Annotated in this window: 29 protein-coding genes; 14 read left to right on the forward strand and 15 right to left on the reverse strand. The window is 40.1% G+C overall.

The features are described from left to right. A partial coding sequence (locus tag LC574_RS00455) for an ATP-binding protein (RefSeq protein ID WP_229450988.1) occupies window positions 1-1,203 on the forward strand: 1,203 nt, incomplete at its 5' end. Window positions 1,204-1,343: 140 nt separating this feature from the next. Next, window positions 1,344-1,505 (forward strand): hypothetical protein, encoded by a 162-nt coding sequence (locus LC574_RS00460; protein ID WP_229450989.1) that lies wholly within the window; start codon window positions 1,344-1,346, stop codon window positions 1,503-1,505. Between the two features lie 305 nt (window positions 1,506-1,810). Here the strand turns inward: LC574_RS00460 and fabD are convergent, their stop codons facing one another. From fabD to plsX, 3 genes are all read right to left on the reverse strand, one after another. Further along, on the reverse strand, window positions 1,811-2,692 hold the full coding sequence (gene fabD / locus LC574_RS00465) for an ACP S-malonyltransferase (RefSeq protein ID WP_229450990.1): 882 nt from the start codon (window positions 2,690-2,692) through the stop codon (window positions 1,811-1,813). 112 nt (window positions 2,693-2,804) lie between these two features. Next, window positions 2,805-3,797, reverse strand: a complete 993-nt coding sequence (locus LC574_RS00470) for a beta-ketoacyl-ACP synthase 3 (RefSeq protein ID WP_229450991.1) — start codon at window positions 3,795-3,797, stop codon at window positions 2,805-2,807. A 155-nt stretch (window positions 3,798-3,952) separates the two neighbouring features. Then, window positions 3,953-4,975 carry a phosphate acyltransferase PlsX gene (gene plsX / locus LC574_RS00475; protein ID WP_229450992.1) on the reverse strand — a complete coding sequence of 341 codons (1,023 nt, stop codon included), beginning with the start codon at window positions 4,973-4,975 and terminating at the stop codon, window positions 3,953-3,955. Window positions 4,976-5,137: 162 nt separating this feature from the next. Between plsX and LC574_RS00480 the strand changes: the two genes are divergently transcribed. After that, a complete protein-coding gene (locus LC574_RS00480; RefSeq protein WP_229450993.1) occupies window positions 5,138-5,326 on the forward strand; it encodes a hypothetical protein in 189 nt (62 codons plus the stop codon). On the opposite strand, the gene LC574_RS00485 is transcribed toward LC574_RS00480, so the two are convergent. Then, complete coding sequence (locus tag LC574_RS00485) at window positions 5,294-6,775, reverse strand: leucyl aminopeptidase (RefSeq protein ID WP_229450994.1); 1,482 nt, start codon at window positions 6,773-6,775, stop codon at window positions 5,294-5,296. The two genes, LC574_RS00480 and LC574_RS00485, sit on opposite strands and share 33 nt — an antisense overlap. A 186-nt stretch (window positions 6,776-6,961) precedes the next feature. Here LC574_RS00485 and LC574_RS37685 point away from each other — a divergent pair, with 186 nt between their 5' ends. The 4 genes from LC574_RS37685 (at window position 6,962) to LC574_RS00500 (ending at window position 8,393) form a co-directional block, all read left to right on the forward strand. Next, window positions 6,962-7,093, forward strand: coding sequence for a hypothetical protein (locus LC574_RS37685; RefSeq protein WP_267871345.1), 132 nt, complete (start codon window positions 6,962-6,964; stop codon window positions 7,091-7,093). Between the two features lie 19 nt (window positions 7,094-7,112). Continuing rightward, a complete protein-coding gene (locus tag LC574_RS00490; RefSeq protein WP_229450995.1) occupies window positions 7,113-7,328 on the forward strand; it encodes a hypothetical protein in 216 nt (71 codons plus the stop codon). A gap of 321 nt (window positions 7,329-7,649) precedes the next feature. Beyond that, the gene (locus tag LC574_RS00495) at window positions 7,650-7,964 is read left to right on the forward strand and encodes a cupin domain-containing protein (RefSeq protein ID WP_229450996.1); all 315 of its coding nucleotides are present in this window, start codon (window positions 7,650-7,652) and stop codon (window positions 7,962-7,964) included. 114 nt (window positions 7,965-8,078) lie between these two features. Next, complete coding sequence (locus LC574_RS00500) at window positions 8,079-8,393, forward strand: hypothetical protein (protein ID WP_229450997.1); 315 nt, start codon at window positions 8,079-8,081, stop codon at window positions 8,391-8,393. Here the strand turns inward: LC574_RS00500 and LC574_RS00505 are convergent. The 3 genes from LC574_RS00505 to LC574_RS00515 all read right to left on the reverse strand — a co-directional run bounded on the left by LC574_RS00505 (window position 8,288) and on the right by LC574_RS00515 (window position 10,185). Next, window positions 8,288-9,454, reverse strand: a complete 1,167-nt coding sequence (locus LC574_RS00505; RefSeq protein WP_229450998.1) for an EcsC family protein — start codon at window positions 9,452-9,454, stop codon at window positions 8,288-8,290. The two genes, LC574_RS00500 and LC574_RS00505, sit on opposite strands and share 106 nt — an antisense overlap. A 150-nt stretch (window positions 9,455-9,604) precedes the next feature. Next, window positions 9,605-9,952, reverse strand: a complete 348-nt coding sequence (locus tag LC574_RS00510) for a type II toxin-antitoxin system PemK/MazF family toxin (protein ID WP_229450999.1) — start codon at window positions 9,950-9,952, stop codon at window positions 9,605-9,607. Then, window positions 9,949-10,185 (reverse strand): DUF4238 domain-containing protein, encoded by a 237-nt coding sequence (locus LC574_RS00515; RefSeq protein ID WP_229451000.1) that lies wholly within the window; start codon window positions 10,183-10,185, stop codon window positions 9,949-9,951. Before LC574_RS00515 ends, LC574_RS00510 begins: the two co-directional genes overlap by 4 nt. 422 nt (window positions 10,186-10,607) lie before the next feature. Here LC574_RS00515 and LC574_RS00520 point away from each other — a divergent pair, with 422 nt between their 5' ends. Further along, on the forward strand, window positions 10,608-12,515 hold the full coding sequence (locus tag LC574_RS00520) for a PhnD/SsuA/transferrin family substrate-binding protein (protein WP_229451001.1): 1,908 nt from the start codon (window positions 10,608-10,610) through the stop codon (window positions 12,513-12,515). A gap of 175 nt (window positions 12,516-12,690) precedes the next feature. Here LC574_RS00520 and LC574_RS00525 read toward each other — a convergent pair whose 3' ends face one another. Next, window positions 12,691-13,485, reverse strand: coding sequence for an alpha/beta fold hydrolase (locus LC574_RS00525; protein WP_229451002.1), 795 nt, complete (start codon window positions 13,483-13,485; stop codon window positions 12,691-12,693). A gap of 270 nt (window positions 13,486-13,755) precedes the next feature. Then, a complete protein-coding gene (locus LC574_RS00530) occupies window positions 13,756-14,481 on the reverse strand; it encodes a 1-acyl-sn-glycerol-3-phosphate acyltransferase (RefSeq protein WP_229451003.1) in 726 nt (241 codons plus the stop codon). A 365-nt stretch (window positions 14,482-14,846) separates the two neighbouring features. Between LC574_RS00530 and metG the strand changes: the two genes are divergently transcribed. The 3 genes from metG (at window position 14,847) to lptC (ending at window position 18,460) form a co-directional block, all read left to right on the forward strand. Then, window positions 14,847-16,451, forward strand: a complete 1,605-nt coding sequence (gene metG / locus LC574_RS00535) for a methionine--tRNA ligase (protein WP_229451004.1) — start codon at window positions 14,847-14,849, stop codon at window positions 16,449-16,451. A 171-nt stretch (window positions 16,452-16,622) separates the two neighbouring features. Continuing rightward, entirely contained in the window at window positions 16,623-17,252 is a 630-nt protein-coding gene (locus tag LC574_RS00540) for an NYN domain-containing protein (RefSeq protein ID WP_041565095.1), read from the forward strand. Next, window positions 17,252-18,460 carry an LPS export ABC transporter periplasmic protein LptC gene (gene lptC / locus LC574_RS00545; protein ID WP_229451005.1) on the forward strand — a complete coding sequence of 403 codons (1,209 nt, stop codon included), beginning with the start codon at window positions 17,252-17,254 and terminating at the stop codon, window positions 18,458-18,460. Before LC574_RS00540 ends, lptC begins: the two co-directional genes overlap by 1 nt. On the opposite strand, the gene LC574_RS00550 is transcribed toward lptC, so the two are convergent. Continuing rightward, entirely contained in the window at window positions 18,447-18,644 is a 198-nt protein-coding gene (locus LC574_RS00550; protein ID WP_229451006.1) for a hypothetical protein, read from the reverse strand. The genes lptC and LC574_RS00550 overlap by 14 nt on opposite strands. Window positions 18,645-18,718: 74 nt before the next feature. Here LC574_RS00550 and LC574_RS00555 point away from each other — a divergent pair, with 74 nt between their 5' ends. Next, window positions 18,719-19,120 carry a metal-sensing transcriptional repressor gene (locus LC574_RS00555; RefSeq protein WP_229451007.1) on the forward strand — a complete coding sequence of 134 codons (402 nt, stop codon included), beginning with the start codon at window positions 18,719-18,721 and terminating at the stop codon, window positions 19,118-19,120. Between the two features lie 141 nt (window positions 19,121-19,261). Beyond that, window positions 19,262-20,077: a 2-succinyl-6-hydroxy-2,4-cyclohexadiene-1-carboxylate synthase gene (gene menH, locus LC574_RS00560; protein WP_229451008.1), complete on the forward strand. Its 816-nt coding sequence runs from the start codon at window positions 19,262-19,264 to the stop codon at window positions 20,075-20,077. 14 nt (window positions 20,078-20,091) lie between these two features. Here menH and LC574_RS00565 read toward each other — a convergent pair whose 3' ends face one another. Next, window positions 20,092-20,754 (reverse strand): glycoside hydrolase family protein, encoded by a 663-nt coding sequence (locus LC574_RS00565; protein WP_229451009.1) that lies wholly within the window; start codon window positions 20,752-20,754, stop codon window positions 20,092-20,094. Window positions 20,755-21,184: 430 nt separating this feature from the next. On the opposite strand from LC574_RS00565, the gene LC574_RS00570 reads away from it, so the two are divergent. Then, window positions 21,185-21,649 (forward strand): DUF29 domain-containing protein, encoded by a 465-nt coding sequence (locus tag LC574_RS00570; RefSeq protein WP_229451010.1) that lies wholly within the window; start codon window positions 21,185-21,187, stop codon window positions 21,647-21,649. A gap of 249 nt (window positions 21,650-21,898) precedes the next feature. Here LC574_RS00570 and LC574_RS00575 read toward each other — a convergent pair whose 3' ends face one another. The 4 genes from LC574_RS00575 to LC574_RS00590 form a co-directional block, all read right to left on the reverse strand. Then, window positions 21,899-23,278 carry a DUF4910 domain-containing protein gene (locus tag LC574_RS00575; protein WP_229451011.1) on the reverse strand — a complete coding sequence of 460 codons (1,380 nt, stop codon included), beginning with the start codon at window positions 23,276-23,278 and terminating at the stop codon, window positions 21,899-21,901. 244 nt (window positions 23,279-23,522) lie between these two features. Then, the gene (locus LC574_RS00580) at window positions 23,523-24,179 is read right to left on the reverse strand and encodes a PIG-L deacetylase family protein (protein WP_229451012.1); all 657 of its coding nucleotides are present in this window, start codon (window positions 24,177-24,179) and stop codon (window positions 23,523-23,525) included. Further along, entirely contained in the window at window positions 24,176-24,973 is a 798-nt protein-coding gene (locus LC574_RS00585; RefSeq protein WP_229451013.1) for a sugar phosphate nucleotidyltransferase, read from the reverse strand. The genes LC574_RS00580 and LC574_RS00585 overlap by 4 nt, the downstream gene beginning before the upstream one ends. A 41-nt stretch (window positions 24,974-25,014) precedes the next feature. Next, on the reverse strand, window positions 25,015-25,674 hold a 660-nt coding region (locus LC574_RS00590), incomplete at its 5' end, for a methyltransferase C-terminal domain-containing protein (RefSeq protein ID WP_368736658.1).

Consider the following 25,674-nt stretch of genomic DNA (forward strand, 5'->3'; position numbering starts at 1 on the left):
GGTACTATGTTGCAAACAGCACCTTTAGATAATCATCCTGGTATTCCAATCAAACTGATCCAGTATGTGAAAAACACTCTAGAAACAGTTGTAATTGATGACCTCAAAACCCATCTGTCTAATGTGATTGGGGAATATATGCGCCAGCATCAACCCAAGAGTGCGCTGTGTATGCCAATTCGGAATCAGGGACAGTTACTGGGGATTTTGTACTTAGAAAATCAGGTAACAATGGGTGCATTTGTGGGCGATCGCTTAGATATACTTTCATTATTAACCAGCCAAGCGGCGATTTCTCTAGAAAACGCTTTACTCTACAACACCCTAGAGCAAAAAGTAGACCAGCGTACCCAAGAACTTCATCATAAAAATCAGCAATTGTCCCATACTCTCCAGGAATTACAACAAACCCAAGCTCAATTGATTCACGCTGAAAAAATGTCGAGTTTGGGGCAAATGGTTGCTGGGATTGCCCATGAAATTAATAACCCAATTAACTTTATTTACGGTAATATTACATATCTAAAAGAACATTTTCAGGATTTGCTAGAGGGTATTAATCTCTATCAACAGCAATTTCCACAACCTACTACCGAAATTCAAGCTTATTTTAATGACAAGGATTTAGATTACGTGATCAAAGACGTACCAAATCTGCTGAATTCAATGCAACAAGGTAGTCAACGCATTCAAAATATTGTCTTATCTCTGCGGAATTTTGCCCGACTTGATGAAGCAGATATCAAAGCCGTCAATATTCATGAGGGTATTGAGAATACGCTGTTAATTCTGCAACACCGACTTAGTGAAATTGAAATTATCAAAGACTATGCTGACCTTCCGCGAGTGAGTTGTCACGCCAAACAAATCAATCAGGTAATTATGAATATCTTGAATAATGCCATTGATGCCTTAAATGAAGCAGAAATCCCAACTCGTATTATTACAATTCGTACCGAACTAAGCAATTCTCTAACTAAGAGTGTGAGCATTCGCATTGCCGATAATGGGACTGGAATTTCTGAGGAAATCCAAAAACGAGTATTTGACCCCTTCTTCACCACAAAAGCTGTCGGTAAAGGAACGGGATTAGGATTAGCAGTAGCCTACTCCATTATGTCAACTCATGGCGGACAAATTAATCTCGTTTCTAAATTAGGACAGGGAACGGAATTTGAGATTATCCTACCTGTCGAAGGATGAAGGTGGGGAGGTGGAAATACCGTTCGGTTAAGGAATTTCTTGGTTGAGGCAATTATTGATTCAATGGTGATGGCGTGCGATCGCCTCAAAAATATCAGCACTAGTTTAAGAACTTTTTCTCGTGCTATAAAGATTACAAAGTGCCGTTTAATATCCACAAAGGTATCGACAGTACGATTTTAATTCTCAAACATCGCCTTAAAGAAAACGAAGAACGTCCAGCAATTGAAGTAATAACTGATTATGCTAAGTTGCCCAAGGTTGAATGTTTTACTGGGCAATTATTTTTGCGTAAGTCCTGATTTCTTTCTTCTCTCGGTGTTCTCTGCCCCTCTATGGTAAGCCCTCCGGGTGACGCTCCTAACGTCGATCAGAAGCTAGAAAACATCTAATTTGCATAATCGAATTAAACATAACTCTTGTGGGGTGGGCCGAAAAGCCCGCCCAGCTTATGCAATTTACTTTTGAGCGTTATATCATGTCCGGTTGAACACAAGTCAATTGCGAACGAAGTGAAGCAATCGCAGAGTTCAAGGGAATTGCTTCGCTCCACTTCGTTGCACTCGCAATGACATATCATAAGCAATTTGCCGGACATGATATTAGTTCATTCAGGCAAATCAGCAGCACTCTGGATATTTTTTAATATTAAGTCAGGGCTATTACGTTTAATTAAACCAGCTAGCACTTTACCAGGGCCAATTTCTATTACTTGCTGAATGCCGTTGGCTGGTAATTGCAAAGAAATTTCTCGCCATCTTACAGAACCAGTCATTTGTTTATTCAGGCGTTGCTTTAAAATCTCGGCATCAATAGACGCAATTGGTTCTACATTAGACAACACTGGTACAGTAGCTGGCTGAAATTCCACAGATTCTAAAATATCTTGAAATTCCGCAGCTGCTGGTGCTATTAAATGTGAATGAAATGCTCCAGAAACTTTTAAGGGAATCGCCCGCTTTGCTTTAACTTGAGTCATCACTGCTTGTACAGCCTCAGTCGTGCCTGAAATTACCACCTGAGCCGAACTATTATCATTTGCTATTACCACATCAGGCGTTTGAGCAATAACTTTTTCTAACTGTTCGTGGTCAAAATTCATCAAAGCCGCCATCATCCCACCGACGGCACTATCCATAAGTTCTGCACGACGCTTCACCAGATACAAACCAGCCGACCACTCAAAGACACCCGCTATATAAAGGGCAGTATATTCTCCCAAACTGTGACCAGCAACTAAATCTGGCTGGTGTCCTCGTTCTCGGAGAAGATCAGCAAGAATGCTTTCTATCACATAAAGACTTGGCTGAGTGTATAGCGTCTGTGATAACTTTTCTTCTTGGTTTTGACAGATTTCGGTTACAGACCAGTCCAAAATCTCTTCAGCTTTGGCAAGCTTATCTTTAGCCGATGGTATATCTAGTAAATCCATTCCCATTCCCAGCGCTTGAGAACCTTGTCCGGGAAACACCCATGCAGTTTTTGTCATTGGTCATTAGTCATTAGTCATTAGTCACTTGTACTGAGCGTAGTCGAAGTATTAGTCATTGGTCATTGGTCATTAACAAAGGACAAATGACTAATGACAAAGGACAAAATATTCACCTTCCCCATTGGAAAATTGCCGCACCCCAGGTAAGACCGGCACCAAAGCCGGATGCAGCAACGATGTCATTGGGTTTAATTTTACCTTCCCGCACTGCTTCATCTAAAGCTAAGGGAATGGAAGCAGCAGAGGTATTGCCGTACTGGGCGAGATTACTTATAACTTTATGTTCTGGGACATTCAGGCGTTGGGCAACAGCATCAATAATTCGCTGATTGGCTTGATGCAATAGCAGCCAGTCTATTTTATCAACACTGAGGTTGGCTTGAAATAAGGCTTTATCAATGATTTCGGGAACTTTTTGCACAGCAAAGCGGTAGACTTCTTTGCCGTTCATAGTAATCGGTTGGTAAGTGCCTTTAGTGATATTTACATTGAGGAGCAGTTCTTGGGAAGCGCCTGCATAAGCAAGGTTGAGGTGATGGTTTTGAGTACCATCACTTTTAAGGGCAAATCCTAATAAGCGATCGCTTTTGTCAGCCTGTAATACTACCGCCCCCGCACCATCACCAAACAATACACAAGTCCGCCGATCTTCCCAATCTACCCAGCGAGAGAGGATATCTGCCCCAATCAACAGCACATTTTTATAGACACCCGTTCTAATGTATTGGGCTGCTGTAACTAGACCAAACACAAAGCCAGAGCAGGCTGCGGTCAAGTCAAAGGCTACTGCGTTGGTGGCTCCTAATTGAGCCTGTACTTGACAAGCACTACCAAACAAATCATCAGGGGTAGAAGTCGCTAGCAGAATCAGGTCTAGGTCTTCTGGTTTAATTCCCGAAGCTGCGATCGCCTGACTGCTGGCAGCAGTAGCGAGTACACTCAAGGACTCAGATGGCAGGGCTAATCGCCGTTGACGAATTCCAGTTCTTGTAGTTATCCACTCATCTGATGTTTCAACTACTTCACTCAATGTCTGGTTGTGTAGGGAAGTTGCTGGTACTGCCGAGCCACTTCCGGTAATTGCTACGCCTAAGTTTTGCACTCCTAATCTCCCAAGCTATCAGCTTTTTGTCCTTTGTCTTTTGTCCTTTGTCAGTTGTCCTTTGTCCTTTATCAGTTGTCTTTTGTCAGTTGTCCTTTATCTTTTACAAATGACCAATGACTAATGACTAATGACTAATGACTAATGACTAATGACTAACCGCTCTCGCGCTCTAGGATATATTGGGACTGAATTCGTTGTATCACTTGGTTGTCAACGGCTTCTTTGGCCATGCGAATTGCATTAAAAATTGAAGGAGCTTGTGAGCTACCGTGACCGATAAAACAGACACCTGCCACGCCTAACAGCAAAGCCCCACCATGTTCTGCGTGATCCATCCGCTGTTTAATCCGCTTCAGGTTTGGTTTTAAGAGTGCTGAACCGATTTGACCGTGTAATCCTTGGGGTAATTCTTCCCGCAGAATTTGCAGAATCACTTCTCCGACTGCTTCGGCAAATTTTAATAATACATTGCCCACAAAGCCGTCACAGACAATCACATCAAAGCGACCAGAAAGCACATCACGCCCTTCGGCATTGCCAATAAAATTAATTTGGGAATTTTCGCGTAGTAGTTGGTGGGCACGGACGGCTGCATCATTGCCTTTAGAGTCTTCTTCACCGATATTCAGCAAACCTACTTTAGGTTCGGTTGTACCTAAAACATATTGACTGTAAGCCGATCCCATGACGGCAAACTGCTCTAAAAACTTCGGACGGCAATCTACATTCGCGCCGACATCAAGTACCAACACTGGCTTACCAGCAACAATTGTCGGAAAAACAGTCCCTATGGCTGGGCGGTCAATTCCTGGCAATCGTCCTAAGCGGAGCAAAGCTGATGCCATAGCGGCCCCAGAGTGGCCAGCAGAAAATACAGCATCTGCTTTTTGCTGCTTGACTAAATCCATCGCCACATTGATAGAAGCCTTGCGTTTGCGTCTAACTGCATTTAAAGGCTCCTCATCCATAGCGATCGCTTCCTGTGCAGTCACGATCTCCACCTGCCCTAAGTTCGTTTTTGGCGGCAAGGCAGCTTCTATCTGTTGAGGATCACCAACCAGTAATACATCTACACCCAATTCTTCTCTTGCTCGCAATGCGCCAGCAACGATTTCACCGGGTGCGTGATCCCCTCCCATTGCGTCAATTGCGATCCTTACGCGAGTCGATCCCATTGCTCACAGTTTCTAGAAACCTTACAAATTTTACCAGATGGCAAAGCCCGAAAAAGCTTAACTTTCTGACCGCCAAATTATTTTTGTTACTATTGCAACAATTTTTGCTGGCAAGCTCAAGATAGCACGAATTGTTTGGGAGTAGGGAGTAGGGAGTGGGGAGTGGGGTATTGGGCACTGGGGATTGGGCATCCCTTCAGCTTACTTCGACTAGCGAGCGTACAAGTCGCTCAGGGCAAGTGGGCATTGGGCATTGATTATTCGCCTTATCTCCCTCATCTCCCTCATCCTCCCCTGCCTCCCCTGCCTCCCTACTCCCTACTCCCCACTCCCTTCTACCCAATTAACTAACGTCCGAACGCCGTAGCCGGTTGCCCCTGCGCCGTTGTAGCCATTTTCTTTATCTGTCCACACAGGTCCTGCAATATCTAAGTGCGCCCAAGGTGTTTCTTTGACGAATTGCTTAAGGAAAAGGGCGGCGGTAATGGAACCACCTGGACGCGGGCCAGTATTTTTCATGTCCGCAATGCCAGATTTTAGCCCTTCAAAATATTTTTCTTCCATTGGCATCCGCCAAATCTTTTCTCCTGAAGTTTGGGCAGCTTTCTCTAGCTGGGAAGCTACAGCATCGTTGGGTGTGTACAAACCAGCAATATCCTCACCCAAGGCAATGATGTTAGCGCCGGTTAGGGTGGCTAAATCCACGATCGCATCTAATCCCAATTTGTCGGCATACACCAAGGCATCTGCTAGGGTCAAACGTCCTTCAGCGTCGGTGTTGTTAACTTCGATTGTTTTGCCGTTTGATGCTGTAAGAATGTCTCCAGGGTGCATGGCGTGACCGCTAATCATGTTTTCAGTGACCGCTGAGATGAAGTGAACTTCGGAATCTGGCTTAATTTGAGCAATTGCTTTTGCCGCACCCAAGGTTGCTGCTGCACCGCCCATATCAATTTTCATGGTTTCGATGCCGCTACCAGCACCTTTGATGTTGAGTCCGCCGGAGTCGAAGGTTAAACCTTTACCAATAATTGCTACTTTCCTTTTGGGTGTACCTTCTGGCTTGTAAGTTAGGTGAATAAATTTCGGTGGCAAATCGGAAGCTTGAGCGACTCCCAAAAAAGCACCCATGCCCAACTTTTCACAGTCTTCTCGTTCTAGAATTTGTAGTTGCAAACCGTGATCCTTTGCGATCGCTTGAGCAGTTTCTGCCAAAGTAATTGGTGTGACTGCGTTGGCTGGTGCTGCTACTAACTCCCGTGCCAAGTTTACCCCTGACACAATTTGATTGGCGCGGGTGATGGCTGTTTCTTGTCCAGCCAGTCCTAGTAAATCTACGGTTTCTATTTGTGAACCTTTATCTTCTGGTTCTGATTTAAAGCGAATATCTTGGTAAAGCGCCAATTCTACACCTTCTGCGATCGCTTGGGCGCTTCCGGCTGGATCATTATTCCACAATGGGAAATTAAATCCCAAAATTTTGCTTTTTTGCTTTTTTGCCACTCTGGCTACAGCAGCAGCAGCGCGTCGCAAAGTGTCGAGTTTTAGTTCATCTGGTTTACCTAAACCTACCAGAATCAATTTCCGCACTGGGCTACCAGGATTCACACGAGTGAAGATGGTACTGTTGGCTTTACCTTTAAATTCTTCTTCAGCAATTAGTTCTTTTAAGACCCCGGAAAACTTTTGATCTAAAGTTGCCAATTCTCCAGTTAACTCTACTGCATCTTCAAATAATCCAATTGCCAAACTATCGCCTGCCCACTCTAGCAAAGGCTTATCACTAGGTTGAATTGTCATTTTGCGGTTTTGTGTAAATATTCCTTCTTGTACCAGTATTGCTCAAAATTCTTGTTTCAGTATAGGGGGAGTGGGGAGTGGGGAGTGGGGAGTGGGGAGCAGGGGTTAGTGGCTATAATGTTAGTGCTGAGAGTGTCAATCGATAATACTCTTGAAAATGTATGACATTTTAACCATAATAAATTAGTGGAATGGCAAGTTGAGTTTCATGATGATTTCGAGTCTGAGTTTGATGCTCTACCTCAAGAAGTAAAAAATGAGTTGCTTGCTACGGCTGAGGTATTAGAAAACGCTATAAGAGTCATCTTAAAAAATTAAAAGAGGAATGCTAAGAAGAATGGGTAAAAGCCTAAGAGAAAAAATTAAAGAACAGCCAATAGAAAGCCAAATTAAAATTGAAAGCCGCGCTCAGGAATTAATAGCTCAGGAATTAACTAGGCAAAAACTTAGATTAGATAAACAACAACTTAAAGTTCGAGTTAGAAAAGGAAAAGGTTTTAAAAAAAGAGAGGTAGTTATATTTGGAAAGATTAATGATAGAACATTAACTTAGTAAAACACTACAAAAGCCAGCCAAGCCGTTGGAGCTTGGCTGGCTTTAAAGTTATTAAAAATGGCTAGTTCTGTGTCTGATACTTGTGAACTTTGCTCAGAACTCCACTTTTTTACCTCCTCTGCCTAATGCCCTTGATCGGCGGGGCGGCTGTCCCTCTCCACGCCACTTGCGGGATGGAGTTTCCCGCCGCTTTCTATGAAGTTGCACTTAATAACGAGGTGATGATATAATCCCATCCACAAATAGAAGCGATCACTTCTGCTGAGATGGAACCCTTGAACCTGTTTTAACTGCCGCCTTAATTCATCTTTAGGCCCCTTGCTTGTTCACCATCAAATTTTCTTAGCACCTTGGTATCAAGAAATGGAAAAGTATTTAGTCACCAAAGAAGAGATTGAGTCTTATGAAGGACTAGAAAAAACACATTTTCTCAACTCCAATGCTCGCAGACTGAATAAGTCTTTAGGAGATTTGACAGGTTTAAAAAATATCGGTTTTCACATCATTGAAGTACAGCCTAGACGTGAATCAACGGAGCTTCATATGCACTATCACGAAGAAGAGTGCGTATACGTTCTTGAGGGAGAAGCCGAGGCAACAATTGGAGAAAGCGTTTATCCAGTTAAAAGCTAATTAGTATAAATAGCACTCATTAACGAGTCTTTGATACTCATTAATCCACCTCAGAACTCCGTTAATGAGTCTTTGATACTCATTAATCCACCTTAGAACTCCGTTAATGAGTCTTTGATACTCATTAATCCACCTCAGAACTCCGTTAATGAGTCTTTGATACTCGTTAATCCACCTCAGAACTCCGTTAATGAGTCTTTGATACTCGTTAATCCACCTCAGAACCCCGTTGACGAGTCTTTGATACTCGTTAATAAAGCTATGAACTTTACTGTTTTACCTCCTGCCCCATGCCCAATGCCCAATGCCCCATGCTCTATGCTCTATGCCCCAATTCCATTTTTTTCAATATCAAATTTGCTGGCGATCGCTTCTATTATTTCTTGCTCAACTGGTGTAGTCTTATTGTCAAGCTGGGCAATTTTGTAACACTGAGCCAGCAAGGGTATGGCAAAATCACGATTCAACTGATTGAGCAGTACATCTAAAGGCTTGGGCGATTTGATATTTTGGGCAATGGTATCCAAGGAATTAGGAGTGAGGTTTAAAATTTGTAACTCTGGCAAAATTTCTTCCCAAGTCTTCTCTGGATGACTAGCGAGGATCATGTGAACTAAAATTTGATCCATGACGGCTTCTTGAGCGATCGCAGTTTCTAAATACTTTTCACTCTCTGCTTTTAATGTGAAGAGTGTCTGTGGCGATGAGAGCGAAGTTGATTCATCTAGCTTGGCTTCGTAAAATCGACAAGCAGCATAACCCAATGAATAGATCATCGTCGCATTTGAACTAGCTCCAATTACCGCACCCGCCAAGGGTATATTTCGCAGCAAGCCTAATCCCGCAGCTTTCAACAGACGACCTCCACCCAAAGCCAAACCAAAAATTGCCAAAATTTCACCTTTCCGGGCAGGATCTTTTAAATCTAGCCCGTAGACAGATGCAATCTCATAAAGCATTTCTGACTGTATTTTGGTTGTGGCTGTTAAATCAATTGCCAATAATGCAACTGCTATTCCTGGTAAAACACTTGTTGCTAGTCCAACTGTGCCTGCTTGAGTTGCTTTTTCCACCATGATTCGGTGAGCAATCTGGCTAGCTGATTCATTGGGATACTGTTGTTTGAGCTTGTTTACTGCCGCTTCTGCTTTTTCCAAATCAACAAGGTTAGTATCACTAATGAGCCAATTTAGATTTAATACTCCAGATAGTTTTCTAATCAGCCAATTTTCACTCAGGTGATTCACAACCTGACCGCTACTTTGAGTTGTTTGCTCAATAAACTTGTGTGTTTCTTTCGCTGTTGCTTCTCCCACCCCTACTGCTGTGTCTAAAACTGCTTTGCCAGTCTCAGCAACAGTTTTAATAAAAGACTCTACTATAGACGGTTGATTTTCTACTGATGATTGAGCCTGGATTTTTACTTCTGAAGTTTCTCTGGGTGAATTAACTAATTTATTCACCTGTATTTCTTGTGATTTGTCTGTCATAGCTTGACACCATCTTGTAAAGCCTCTCTTTTGGTTGTAGCGAAAATGTGAGTGGCTTGACATCTGCCGACAAGTACAAGTTGTCAGAGCAAATAAGAATTATTCTGAGCCTTAACTATAGACATCCGAATAGTGACAGAGGTTCTGATTTTACAACTGATAACCTAATGTCAACAACACGTTACCTTCTAAAATAGTGAGTATTTCTGGAGTCAGAACGCCCACTTTTCTTTGCAATCTTGTTTTATCAATTACCCGCAATTGGTGGCAAAGAGCAACTGAATCTCGTTCTAATCCACCTTCACCACTTTGAATTAATAAACAGGTTGGCAAAGACGCACGACGTAAATTTGTTGTTAGAGGAATGGTGATGATAGTGGTAGAAAATTCGGCGATGATATCATCTTGAAAAATAATAACTGGTCTTGTGCCTCCTTGTTCAGAACCCTTGGTAGGGTCTAAATTAGCTAGCCATACTTCACCTCGTTGAACCTTCATTTCAAATCTTCTTGTGTAAGAAGTTCTGCATATTCTTCTAATCCTGCTTCAGCTAGTTGACGATCTTCCTGGGCAAATTCACTGTAAAGAGTAGCCATTTGATTTTTATCTATTTGCCAGCTAATATTTCTGCTGCGGAATTTTAGAAAGGCAATAAAATCACTAACTTGTTTGAGTTGTTCTTCATTCAATTTATCTAATTCTAGGCTGAGGAACTCTTTGAGAGCAACCATTTTAGAGTCTCCAATAAATATGTGGTTAAGCTTTTTCAGGACGTAAATATTATTTGAAATTAACGAGATATTAGATGTCCTTTACCCTATCTTCTCACGGAACAAGGCAAAAGTTAAAATATTGCGTGGCTCAAGTCCAATACACTCTTAGTTAGCACATCCCAAGTATTAAGGTCTTTCCGTGCGATCGCACTTCAGTTATGGGAGAAGCTGAGGCGATCCCTACGGCGGTAAACTACGCTGTTTCCCAATTTTGACTCGCTTAAATTCAAATTTTACATCACTTAAAAAATTCCCTGAATTAAAGCAAAATAAGTTTACTATAAAAACACAATTTCAGTATATTAACTGATTAAATCCGTGATTTTACATTGTTAGCATGTAACAAATAATATAGCATGGGCTATTTAAACTAGAAGGTTATGAAAGTACTTTTACCAGAGGGAGTTGAACTTCAAGGTTTTGAGAGAGAATTAAAAACAACTCTAGAGCAAGCACAACTTGCCGGTTATGCCCTTATGGGTTTTTCTTTTAGAGAGGCTCTCGGTTCAAACTTTCACGAAATTGATGCTTTGGTGGTTATGGAGCCAGGAGTATTTGTATGTTTGGAGGCAAAAGGATATAGAGGGAAGTGGACAGGAAGCGCCAACGAAGCATGGTTTTCTGATAATCAAGAAATTAAAGCATCTGGCGGCAATCCATATAGACAAGTTGAACGATACAGCCTAGTTATTAAAGATAAACTTCGGTCTTGTATATTTCAGGATATTCCTTTCTGGGTTAATTATTTTGTTGTTGCCCCCGACCAAACACAATTTGAAATAGAAGATGCAGTTATTAATACCTTTCAACCTGGAAAATCAGTGCATATTTGTCATGTATCCAGAATAAAACAGGTTTTAGGCAGTATTAGAACTAGGGAAAATGTTGCTTCAAAATTCAACGAAGTTGGTATTAAAAAAATTATTAGCGAACTCACAGGAATCTCACTAGAAAAAATCGAAATACTTATAAATGTTCAGCCGCCTGACCACACTACAGTAAAACCTCTAGTAGAACCTCCAAAACCAAAACCTGTTGGCACTACTGTAGAACCACCTCCAGTAGAACCTCCAAAACCTGTTGAACCCCCCAAAAAACCACCTCATAACAAATATATTCATTTTTCTAAAATCCTTCCTTGCTTTGTAGTAGTAGGAGTAGGAATATTTGCTGTTTGGTATTATTTTAATCCCAGAACATGCGAAACGTCCACTGAAACAAGAGTAAATGGTATTTGTTATAAAGATATTACTAAAAAACCTCTTGTTGTAGGTATTGTCACTTCACCTAAGCAGTATTCAGAATTTAAAACATACTTGAAAAAACAACTCGGTTATCAAGCCAGAGATGTAGTAGTTGAAGGTAACTCTGAAATTACATATAAAGAAGCTCAAAATAATATTTCTAAAAACAAATGGGATATCGTATTTGCCAACTCACCCATGAATGGAATGCGAGCCAAAGATAATAGCTACAAATGGTTATATCGAATGTTTCCTAAGTATCCGCTTACTTATCAATCAGCTTTATTTGTTAGGTCTGATAGTCCAATTAAGTCAATTGAAGATATTAAGTCTACAACAACTATCGCTCTTGGAGATTTCAATTCAGCTTCGAGCTTCTATATGCCTACCTATGATTTATATGGAAAATCTATGACTGTAACAGCAGGACATAGAAGTAGTAAAATCCGAGAGCTTGTAGCTAATAAACAAGCAGATATAGGAGCAGTTGTATACAGTACAATCAAGGATGATCCACAATTTCGAGTAATTCAAATTAGTAGAGAAATTCCAGGCACAGGAGTTTACTTATCTCCAAAATTAAGTCCTACTGTTCAAAAGCAGATTCAAAAAATTTTAGAAAATGCGCCTAAAAAAATTAAGGAGCAGGCAAACTACGATACAGGAAAAGAGCCAGACTATAAAGAATTTAGAGCGATTGCATTAAGAGCAGATCAAGTTTTGTCTTGCGCTAATTTTAGTAGAAATCCCGTACAATTTTTTTGTAAGGCAACATCTCAAGGGATTCTAGGACGGGTAGCTGGTTTCACCAACCAGAGTAATGGAATGATTCGATTACGATTGGAACGAGAAAATCATAAAACCTGCCAAGTCTTTGTTTCTTCACAAACGCTGAACAAAATTACAGATGGTAGCTCACCAGAAATCATTAATAGAAAACAAGTTAATATTATTGGAGTAGAGCCAATAGAACTAGAAGAGGGCACTTGTCAACTAACGATTGAAAACCCTACTCAGCTAGTAGTGTTACAACCTGGAGCTTAATGTTAAGGCTAGCACTTTATTGTAAGAAGGATGATGAAAATCACTTACACAAAATTAGGTCGAGTAGTGCTGATATTTTTAGCCAGTATTGGCGCAACATTATCACTTAATTATGCCAACTACCAAAGATATAACTCTAGCCTATTTGCCACTCAAAAAGTGAGATTACTCAGGCTTAATTACTTTCTAAAAAGTCGTTATCTTTAAGAATTTCATAGAGATTAATATTTTCCTCTAACAAGCAAGCATGTCCGCAATGGGGCAATACCACAATTTTGGTATTTGGTAAGATATTCCCTATGCGCTTTACTTCAGTTACAGAAGGTAAAAGGCGATCGCTACCACCAGCAATCAGCAAAACCGGTTGAGTTAAGCAAGCTAACTGTTCGTTATCAACTTCAAATTCTCGCAGTAAAGACAACCGCCAATGAACGGTTTCTGGCGGCACAGAACGCATAGTTTTTAGCAGTTCATGGCGATCGCTTTGAGAAATGCGTGGCAAAGATGCTAGAAACGGCAACAACCCCAGTGCGCCAACATCATACAATTCTGATGGCACTAAGTAAGTAAGTTGGGATGCCCAATGCAACCAAGGGCGAAGACGAAAGGACGAAGCTGGGTTAATTAAGATAATTCGCTTAAATAAATGCGGCGTTTGGATTGCTACTTTCATTGCCAAGCAACCACCAAAGGACTCACCACACAGGTAAACTGGCCTCTGAGAGCTTTTTTCTAATTCGGCATAGATTAAGTCCAATACACTCTTAGCTAGCACATCCCAACTGTTAAGGTCTTTGCGTGGGATCGCTAAACAACGGACATCAAAGCCAGTTTCTAATCCAGCCGTTTGCGATCGCAATAGTTGACCAGTTCCATCCATTCCTGGCAAATATACCAACAGGGGATACTCTGGCTTGACTCGTTTAGGAGTTAGGAAACAAGGATTTAGCTCAACTTCTTGGATAGTCATTGGTCATTGGTCATTGGTCATTAGTCATTAGTCAATGGTATAAAACTTTTGGATTGCTGATTGTTGCTGTTACGAGCTTCGGTAGTTTTGAGCAAAAATAAAAAAGGTTTGGGAACAAGCTACTGAAAGTCGTAGGGACAATCCAAAATTCAAAATCGTTCGATGGTTCCTGAGCGAAGTCGTTGGCGCAGCCTCTCGTAGAGAAGGACTGAGCGAACGCGAGTGCGTCTCGGAGAGAAGTCGAAGTCCAAAATCCAAAATCGAATGTCTCTAATAGCAACCTTGACGCAGTAAATCGCTAATTTCACCATGACAATGTTCTGTCAGTTCAGCCACAACAGTTCTGGCTTGCTTGCCGTGATATTTTTTTTGATGTTGGGGCGTAATCCAATAAGGGCGACCGATTAACACTGCAACCCGACGATAAAGTACCAGAGGATGCCAACCACTTTGGTTAAATAAAGGTTCTGAAGGGTCAAATAGACTCAAAAGCTTTAAGGGGAAGCCAGAAGTGTTTACTTCTTCTAAGGAGGCGATCGCGACCGGCAAAATTGCTAAATCCTGCACATCAGCCCGTAATGCCAAATGGGCAAATCCCCGTTGAAACTCACCCACCATGTTTGGCACAGTAAATTTCACCATTGGTTCAGTTCCTTCTGGAAATACTCCTACCATCTGCTTAGACTGCAATAGCACCTGCGACTGCGAAAAAAAGCTTTGCTGACGGTTTTGAGTTTCTTCCAAAGGAAAACACCCCAATTGACCGGTGACAATCTCCCGCATGACTGGCACTTGTCCCATGTAGTGATGGCAAGCAAAGCGAATCGGACTCGATAACGCCGCCATTAAAATTAGTGCATCCATAAAGCTGCGGTGATTGCTGACTACCAAAACGCTGGCATCCTGGGGAATGCGATCCTGGTAATAACAAAACATTTGGGTTGAAAGTGCCGCCACCAAAGCGCGAGAAATCTCTAGGGGGCTATTTCGACTCATATTTAATCAATATATTTTTCCGGTAAATATGGCATATCTTAAATTAATTTTTACATTTCTTTACTACTGCCATGACCGTCTTAAGATAGAAATATCTTATCCATAAAACCAGATAAATTTTCCGGATTCTGGATTATGTATTTTTGATCACAATAATTTCTAATATAAAGTATTCAAAAAAATTATGATAATGATTCGCTGTTGTAGGCAAAAATGAGTTGAATTGATGCATATTACAAAACAATTTTTGATCTGAAAAGTTTGCTACTATTAAGGTATTATTGGAAAAAATAGAAATATTATTGTATAATTGCTTGGTTTTTCCGATAAAACTAAAACGTTTTATAAATTAATTTTTATTTTGCATGAATCTAGTGAATAAAAAAGAATTGACATTTGCACTAACAACACCCCTATATTATGTAAACGATGTGCCTCATATAGGCAGTGCTTATACGACGATCGCAGCAGATGTAGTAGCGCGATTTCACGGGCTGCTAGGGTATCAGGTATTACTAATTACAGGTACAGATGAACACGGGCAAAAAATTCAGCGATCGGCAGAAAATTTAGGCAAAGCACCACAACAGTTTTGCGATGAAATTGTCCCTAGTTTCGTTAATTTGTGGCAATTACTGGATATTCAATACGATCGCTTTAGTCGGACTACCGCACCTCGTCATGAAGCGATCGTCAAAGAATTCTTTGAGCGAGTCTGGGAGTCTGGTGATATTTACCAGGGACAACAACAAGGCTGGTACTGCGTATCCTGCGAAGAATTCAAAGAAGAACGGGATCTGCTAGAAGGACACCGTTGCCCGATTCATACTAACAAAGAAGTGGAGTGGCGAGACGAGCAAAACTATTTTTTCCGCTTATCCAAATATCAAACCAAGCTGACAGAATTTTATCAATCTAGACCCGATTTTATTCAACCAGAAAGTCGGCGTAATGAAGTTCTCAGCTTTGTAAATCAAGGGCTGCAAGACTTTTCCATTTCGCGGGTAAATCTAGATTGGGGCTTTCCTGTACCAGTTGATCCCAAGCACACCCTTTATGTCTGGTTTGACGCGCTGTTAGGTTATGTCACAGCATTACTCGAACCAGATGCAGAACCGACTTTAGCAAATGCTTTAGAAACATGGTGGCCAATCAACCTGCACCTAATTGGTAAGGATATTCTGCGCTTCCATGCAGTTTATTGGCCAGCAATGCTATTGTCGGCTGGCTTACCCTTGCCAGATCGAGTATTTGGGCATGGTTTTTTGACCAAAGATGGTCAAAAGATGGGCAAAAGTCTGGGTAATACCCTTGATCCTGTGGCGTTAGTTCAACGCTATGGGAGTGATGCCGTTCGTTATTACTTCCTTAAGGAAATCGAATTTGGCAAGGATGGAGATTTTAATGAAGTAAGGTTCACTAATGTTCTGAATGCAGATTTGGCAAATGATTTAGGTAATTTGCTCAATCGCACCTTGAACATGGTGAAGAAATACTGTGCCCAGAATAATGTCCCATCAATCGGCAATGAAGGAATTCCTGACGAAAATCCTTTGAAAGCAATTGGTTTACCTCTAGGGGAGCATGTAAAACAAGCATACCAAGAGCTAGCTTTCAGTGAAGCCTGCGAAACTATCCTTTCACTGGTGCAAGCCAGTAATAAGTTTATTGATGAACAGGCTCCTTGGTCATTATATAAACAGGGACAGCAGGAGTCGGTGGAAAAAGTTCTGTACGCAGTTTTAGAATCGGTTAGACTAGCAGCTTATCTGCTTTCCCCAATTATTCCGAACATCAGTAGCGATATTTATCAGCAACTGGGCTTTGGAATAAACTTTAACGATCAAATACAAAGTTCAATTACTGCTCCTTTTGCCACCCATGCAACATGGGGGATACTATCTAGTAAACAACAGTTGGGTACACCCCAACCGATTTTTAAGCGAATAGAACCCCCGAAAAACGATTAATCCTTATCAAACTCTGATTTTGTTCAATTTCTTTCTTAATTTTCTCAAAAAATTTATCGGGGCTGAACTTAAATTAGTCCCGGAACATTATCATAAGCCGCTGTGACTAGCATCTAAAAGTTGGTAATTTGTATCAAAAATAACAGGGATAATAATTGAGGTATGACAATGATGTTGAATAATTTTGAAACCGATTCAATATTTACGCCAGAACAAGTTTTGGAGAATCGGGGTCGAGTCGCTATATTTATTGATGGCTCAAATCTATTTTACGCTGCACTGCAACTAGGGATTGAAATCGATTACACGAAGCTACTGTGCCGATTAACTGGAGGTTCTAGACTACTAAGGTCTTTTTTCTACACTGGTGTAGACCGGACAAACGAGAAGCAACAGGGGTTTCTGCTGTGGATGCGTCGCAATGGCTATCGAGTCATTGCTAAGGATCTAGTGCAGCTACCAGATGGCTCTAAAAAAGCTAACCTGGATGTAGAAATAGCAGTCGATATGATGGCGTTAGTAGATTCTTATGATACCGCAGTTTTAGTTAGCGGTGATGGGGATTTGGCTTATGCGGTAAATTCAGTCAGCTATCGCGGCGTGCGGGTAGAAGTAGTGAGCTTGCGTTCGATGACCAGCGACAGCTTAATTAATGTAAGCGATCGCTACATTGATTTAGAAGCCATCAAAGAAGATATTCAAAAAACCCCTCGCCAAAGCTATCCATACCGGCCGTTATCTGGTATCGGTTTTTTGGAAGACCCAAGAACTAGTGATGGACATCTAGAAATCCAAGAATAATGGCGTATCAATTTCATCAAAGGGGGAGACAGAGCGAGAGAAAAATTAAAAATTTCTCCTCTACTCCTCTATTTATTCTTTACCCTTTAATTTTTTTCTTGATATTTGGTTTAGTAAGCTGTGGTTGTAAATCTCCCACAGCTTCTCAACAAAATACTGCGGCTTCATCTAACCAAGATAGCAATTTGACTTTCTTTGATGTCACCTTAGAACAAGCAGATGAAGTAGGACGACCTATTTGGAGAGTCAGGGCTAAAACCGCAAAATACACCAAAGAAAAACAAATTGGTCAAGCTGAAAGTCCTTATGGTGAACTATACCAAGATGGCAAAGTAGTTTACCAAATCAAGGCAGATGTTGCAGATATTGAACAAAATGGGAAGCAGTTATTTCTGAAAGGTAAGATATTTGCTACAGATCCTAATAATGGAATTGTCTTGCAAGGTAATGAATTAGAATGGCGTCCCAAAGAAGATTTGTTGATTGTCCGTAAGCAGATTAACGGTAGTCATAAACAAATACAAGCTGTAGCGCAGGAAGCGCGAGTGAAAACCCGCGAACAGCGCATGGAATTTTCTGGAGGGGTAGTAGCAAATTCCATTGATCCCCAGTTACAAGTAAGAACCGAGCATTTAATCTGGAATATTAAACAAGAAAAACTGATTGGCGATCGCCCTTTACAAATTGACCGTTACAAAGACAATAAAATTAGCGATCGCGGCAAGGGAAATTCTGCCGAAGTCAACTTAAAAACGAAAATTGCTACTATTCAACAAAATGCTCAATTAGAGTTACTAGACCCACCAGTGCAAATAGTTAGTAACTCTATGACCTGGAACATGAACGCAGAAACTGTCACTACAAATTCCCCAGTGCGGATGTTACAGCGTGCCGAAAATCTTACTGTAACCGCCAATCAAGGTGAAATGAAAATACCGCAAAAAACGGTTTATTTAACAGGTAACGTCAACGCCATTGGTCAGCGTCGCCAGTCTTTGAAATCTAATACATTAACTTGGTATTTAGACAATAAGTTAGTCGAAGCTCAGGGAAATGTAGTTTATCGACAAGTTGACCCACGGTTAAATTTTACAGGTGAAACAGCCGTTGGTAATCTGCAAACAGAAAATATTGTTGTCAAAGGCGGCACTTCTAGCGGTAGGGTAGTAACAGAAATCATTCCCCAAGAAAGAGCTAATCGTCAGTAGTAGAGTTAGGGGAGTGGGAAGTAGGGAGTAGGGAGTAGGGGGAGCAGGGGAGGATGAGGGAGATGAGGGAGATGAGGGAGACAAAGCGAATAATCAATGCCAATGCCCACTTGCCCTGAGCGTTCGCGTAGCGTCTCGTAGAGAAGCCGAAGGGATGCCCAATGCCCCATGCCCCATTCCCCATGCCCCATTCCCCACTCCCCACTCCCTGCAACGCACTAGGCTAGGATCTTAGTACTACAAGTCTTCTGATAACCCATGAATGGATCAAACCGATTAGGCAAGGAATCCTTACCAATATCTCAACAAGCAGAACATTCTCACCATCACGATACAGACCACGAGCATACAGATCATACTCACGAGGCTGGAGAGTCGGCTCATCCTCACGTCCATAGCCAAGAGTCATTACGGCGAATTGCCAATCGATTATCGCGGATAGAAGGACATGTTCGTGGTATTAAAACAATGGTGCAGCAAAATAGCCCTTGCCCTGATGTTCTACTGCAAATTGCCGCAGTGCGAGGCGCATTAGATAAGGTAGCGCGAATTGTTTTAGATGAACATTTAACTGAATGTATTGCTAGAGCTGCACAAGAGGGTAATATTGATGTTGAAATTAAACAGTTAAAAGCTGCTTTAGATCGATTTTTACCTTAAGAATTAGAAAAATAAAAATTAACTAAAACCTCTGAAACTAATTAACTTTCTTTTGTCTTCTCAATATCTGCGAACATTCTGCTTTGCTCCAATGGTAATGAAAAATCATATCAGCTGAGACTTTAGATATCTCCTTTAAAAATGACTTTAAAATATAAGTTTAACTATTATTTAAGTGTCAATATAAACAAACCTCTAATTTTTTTATTACACGGCTTCATGGGAAACATTAATGAATTTGATGAAGCTATAAAAGTACTAGCTGAAGATTTTTCTTATCTCACCCTTGATTTACCCGGACATGGTAAAACCCAAGTTTTAGGAAGTGATGAATACTATACAATACAACCTACTGTTCAAGCAATAATCAATTTATTAGATGAATTAAAAATAGATAAATGCTACTTAATTGGTTATTCAATGGGCGGAAGATTGGCTTTATATCTAACTCTACATTTTCCAGAACGTTTTATTAAAGTTGTATTAGAATCAGCTTCGCCAGGTTTGGCAACAGAACCAGAACGATTAGAACGAGTTAGACGTGATACTCAAATAGCTAGAAAATTAAGCAGAAGTATTATTCAAATTGATTTTCCTGCTTTTCTTTCAAATTGGTACAATCAACCAATTTTTGGTTATATAAAAGATCATCCAGAATACGATCGCATGATAGAAAGTCGGTTGCAGAATAATCCATACGAATTAGAGAAATCATTGTGCTTCATGGGAACTGGATACCAACCTTCTTTGTGGGAAAAGCTACAAGAGAATAAAATCCCTCTGCTCTTACTAGTGGGTGAATATGATAAAAAATTTATATCTATTAATACAAAAATGGTTCAAATATGTAAATTTGCCCAATTAAAAATAATTAGTAATGCTGGACATAATATTCACTTTGAAAATACCTTGGCTTTTGTAGAAAATATCAAAGATTTTTTCTATGCAGCAAGTTAAAAATTAGGATAACCTCACTGCTTACTTGGTAACTTATTTACTGCCTTGCTAGAATGAGTTGGCGATGGTGTCAAATTTGTAACTGTTGGTTGATTAGCTGCGGTCAATTCCTCTTGCAGCATTTTCTGATAAACTTTAGGCAAAGAGCTACTAACAGAATTAGTTTCTATACCATATCCTAGACTTGTCCAGGTGGGAGAAAGCCGCCGCAAAACATCATTTAACTTTCCCTGACGTAACATTTGAGAAATATCAGTTCCCCAAACTTTAGAATCATTTAACCAACGGTAAACCACTATATCTTGATATTTTGCTTCAAAACTATAAGCAGTCCAAAACATCATCTGCATCGGTTTTGGATGATAACGGGGGGCTAAACGATACCAAGTAATGTTGATAATTTGATATCTGCCAGCAGCAGTGGAACAATTACCTGTGTTGGGGCCTGTGACAATTGTGACGCATATCTCAGGATGTCGGCTAAGGTCGTTAACTTGCTGCCCACCATACAACAGTGAATAGGGACGATTACCACTGGCCTCACTCGCCGAGATGGTTCGCATTAAAGCGCGGATATAGGGGTCGCCCTGTTTCATGACCAGAGGCGGCTGTTGAACTGCAAAGATGGGATCAGAAGGCGATCGCAAGTCTCCAATATACCATTGCAATAAATACACAAAGCCGAGAAGCGCGGCTATTGGGCCAATAAGTTTTTCAACACCTTTGAATTCAAAGCCTTTCAGAATCCGACTCCTTCAAATTTGTTCTCTTTGCTAACAAAATCATCGACGAATTTATTCCATTAAAGTTCACACCTGATTGTTAGTTATCATTCTCGATTTGCTCATTTTTTTAGGAATTAGGAAAAATGAGCATAAATAAGTATAACAAGCTAGATACTCCCAACAATACCAACTAAGTATAAGCTCAATCGCTTCTTGTAGCATCCTACTTCCGGTAAGAAATCGCTTCCTCGCTCAAATCGTGCTATTTTTGAGTCGCACTTATAAAACTGGCGCATTGCTAAACCCCTGCATTTTGAGTGTGGGATAGTGCGATCGCTGACCTATGTTATAATTAAATAATTAATTTTCCGAGTGATTAGCTATGACAACAGAAATATTAAAATCTGTTGAACCTACCCTTTACGAGGAAGATTATTATTTATGGGTAGAAACAACACTTAAACTATTAGAAAATAAAGATATTGAAAATCTCGATTGGCAACATTTAGCAGAAGAAATTGAAGCTTTGGGAATTGAACAAAGACGAAAAGTAGAAAGTTACTTAAAACAATTATTAATTCATCTTTTACTTTATCGTTATTGGGAAATTGAAAAAGAATATTCTCAAAGAGGTTGGCAAATAGAAATAACTAATTTCCGTGATGAGCTAGAATTTTCTTTTCGTTCTAAAACACTTTATAACTATTTTCTTAATTGCTTAGATGCAGTTTATATTAAAGCTAGAAGGCAAGCAATTCAAAAAACAGGTTTACAGCCTGAAATTTTTCCAGAAAAATGTCCTTTTACTCCTGAAGATATTTTCAATAATGAGTACTTTCCAGAGTAAAAACGATTTTGTATTGCTTTTTGTGAAGATGAAAGTAATGAGAGAGCGATCGCTCCTCTATCGTGAATCAGCGTAGGGGTAAAGCGCATTGCGTTTTACCCTTTTGGCTGTGGGATGGCATGAAGCCTTGCAGTTGAATGGTTTACCGATAGAAAAAATTTCGACTCCTTCTCCTTATTCTGAGCCAAGGCAACCTTTCAGGTGCGCTTTCAGTTTCAGAGAGCGAGAGTTACATTTGTTGGAGCAGATTCAATCGGGGCTATTGTCCGAATTTTTGCAAGTTGGCGGCGTTAGATTGGCCTTAGCTAAAGAATTAACATTACTGGTGAGAGAAGTCACCAAGTCATGTGCCAATAATGTATTAATAGCATATTTAATCACATCAAATGCCATTCCTGACCTTTCTGCAATATCTAGCAGAGTATGGTGACCATCGGATAAATTCAAAACCCACAAGATCGCCATTTCGTTTAGCCCGCTATCTTTCTGACCACCAACTGCCTGATATATTCCTCTTTTACCCAACTGTGGCTCACATTTGGGATTTTGGTTGTAGTAGATTTCGTTATTGTTGAGGATATACAATATCGAACTACATTGAAAGAATGACTCGGCAAGATATTGGGGTTGAACAAAGTTTAAATTATCTGCTGAAGTGTGGTATTCCGGAAAACTACCATGAGGCGATTGCATTAAGCAGCCAACAGCTAGATTAAATCCAGGCGAGCAGTATTGTCGCTCATCATAGCCATAGGGGAAGAAATCTATAATTTTGTAATCCTGTTTTGAGTTTCTAAGTACATAAGCAGCAATTTTATCAATTTCAGCGTTACCTCTACGGCTTTTTTTGTAAGTAAACTTGCCTGAATCTCCTAAACAAGTTAATACCAAGCCATGTTTAATATTATTGACTTTAGCCTCGTTGAGAGCCAACCATGTAATTGAGCCAATGGTTCCCGGAATCCAGAGAAATCTATAGGAATATTTTGGTGTAGTTTGACTTAAATACTTAGCAATAAAAGTAGCGATCGCAATTCCCGAAAGATTATCATTACAAAGTGAAGGATGGCAGACGTGACAAGAAATCAAAACTTCATCAGTGCTTTTGCCTGGAATGTAATACTCGCCATAGGTCAGATGACCTGGTTCAAGAGAGGAATCAATATAGACTTCATATTCTTCATCATTTAGTTCCAGATATTGTTTATGACTTAGGCAAAAGCCCCAAGTTTCTTTATAGTAGGAAGTGCGGTAGGGAATCCAGTCTGGATGCTCAGGCTGTGTAAATAGATGCGCTTTGAGTTCTGTTAAAGATATTTTTTTGTGAACTGGAAGGCTATAGCTAACAACATGCAGATTCGAGTTAGCAAAATCTACAACTTTCTCACCTTGGGAATTTTTAATGTAAGCATCTTTAATATTCCATTCATTCGGAACTGTCCAATCGAAGACTTGAGTCCCTGTCGTAACTTCATGAACCGATAAAGGAATATGCTGATTAATAATTTTTAGAGTTTCTCTAACGCCATTACCTGTAATACTACGGCAAATAGGGTATAGCTGACAGACTAGTTGATAAAGTTCCTGGCCAATCTGATATGAGGATGCTGTTAGACCAATAAGACTCATGTATTTATTATTTTCTGCTTTCAATTGGAACAAAAGTTAACAGATCCCAGATGTATCTTTTTCTGAAATTTCACTTACAGGCAGTGGCCACTCAATACCAAAAGCTGGATCATCATAACGATAACCACAGGCATATTCTGGTGCATATCATGCTAGCTTGATGTATACCCATAACACCTCGCCGAGCCTCTCTTTGCGGGGGGAAGTGTTTTGTTAATGGGCAATTTGGCAAACATAAAATAACCTATTGAAAAAGCATTTTTCGGCAGTAAAATGCTTCGGCATAATTACTCGGTGAATTAGACTCAATTCCCCGAATTCTCAGGATTGAACGGAAAGTTTCTTCCCTAAACCATTGCTTATTATTCTGTGTGGGAAACGCATCCAAAATGTATTGAATTTTTCGACGGCAGAGAGCTTCATCTAAATGAACAAAAAAATTGGGAATACCCAAATCACCGTCATATTTGGGAATCTCGTATTCCAAAATTAAATGATTTCTAAAAGTATTCCAAGTCAGGTCAGAAATTAATCGGTGATCTTGGTGGCGATCGTCTCGGTAATGAGTAAAGATTATATCTGGTGAGAATTCCTGCTTCAACTGCTCAAAGCATTCTTTCACCTCTATCCCTTGGAAAAGGAGAAAGCCATCTCGGAATTTTTTAATGATAATTTTCTTTACCTGTATTTCTTTTAAGAAGATACTGGCACTTACTGTTGCTTCCTGTACTCTTTGTTCGTTGGAACTAAAGACAACCCAATAGACGACAACATGCTGATAATTCTCTATCAACTTTAATATTGTGCCTCCACAACCAATCTCGATATCATCGCAATGAGAACCTAGACAAAGAATTTTGTACTCAGATTCTTCTGTCTTGTTCAAGCTAAGTTGGATCATACATAGCTTACTTCTAGTTGTTTATTTCTCCATACTTCCCAAGGTCTTTCGCCTTGAGCATACATATCATCCAACTGTTGCTTTTCTTTAAACGTATCCATAACTCCAAAAAATCCGGTGTATTTATACGCAAAAAGTTCTTCTTTGGCAATCAGTCTCTGAAAAGGCTCAAGGACAAGTTCTTCCCCTTGATGAATATGGTTAAAAATTTCTTTTTTAAAGATAAAATATCCTCCATTAATCCAAATATTACGCTGTTTGACATCGTTGAGATCCCTCACCAAACCATCCTCATCTATATCAACTATGTGAAAACTTTGGCTTGGTCTGACACACAAAAAACTACCTATTTTATTACGTTGATAAAAATGCTCAATATATGTTGGTAGATGCAAGTCTGTCAAACCATCGCTGTAGTTAGCTAAAAATACTTCTTCTCCTTCTAGATACTTTTCTACCGCCTTAAATCTTTGACCAATATTGGCTGTTAGACCTGTATCTACAAATGTGATATTCCAATCTTGAATATCACAGTTAAATAATTGAATTTTGTTACCATTCGACAGACTAAAATTATTAGAAAGCCATTCATTGTAATTTAAGAAGTAGCTTTTAACTAAGTCAGCCTTGTAACCCAGACACAAGATAAAATCTTTGTGTCCATAGTGAGCATAGTATTTCATTACATGCCATAATATCGGTCTATAGCCAATGTTCACCATTGGCTTAGGAATACTTTCTGAGTATTCTCTCATTCTAGTTCCTAAACCACCACAAAATAAAACTACTTTCATGTTAACTTCTTCATTTTTGATGATGACAAAATATCAAATATTTAAAGGTAGACATTAACTTCAGGGATTGGCACAATAAATTGGCCTCCCCAATCCCGAACGTAAGCTATTTGTGTCATAATTTCCTTCTTAAGATTCCAGGGTAAAATCAGCACATAGTCAGGTTTTGTTTCTTTAATTTTGTCTGGATGAAAAATTGGAATGTGAGTCCCTGGTAAAAATTGACCTTGTTTGTAAGGGCTACGGTCTACTGTGTAGTCAAGAAAATCTGTGCGAATACCACAATAGTTTAAGAGAGTATTTCCCTTACCTGGAGCACCGTAACCTGCAATCGATTTTCCCTCTCGCTTAGCCTTGCTCAAGAAATCTAGTAACTTGCGTTTGGTTTCTTTAACTTGTTCACCAAAGGAAAAGTAGTGTTCTAAGCGTGTAAAACCTGCTGCTTGTTCTCTATCTTTCAGTTCTAATACCTGCTGGCTCACAAGTTGAGAGGAATCTTCAGTATGACGAGCATAAATTCTTAGAGATCCACCATGAGTAGCTAATTCCTCCACATTAAAGATAGTCAAACCGTGGGCGGTAAAAACTTTTTCCACTGTGATGAAGGAAAAATAAGAGAAGTGCTCATGATAGATAGTGTCAAACTGATTTTCTGCCATTAACTGCATGAGATGGGGAAATTCCATAGTAATTACCCCATG

Source organism: Nostoc sp. CHAB 5715, from assembly GCF_020829685.1.
Taxonomy (GTDB): Bacteria; Cyanobacteriota; Cyanobacteriia; order Cyanobacteriales; family Nostocaceae; genus Nostoc.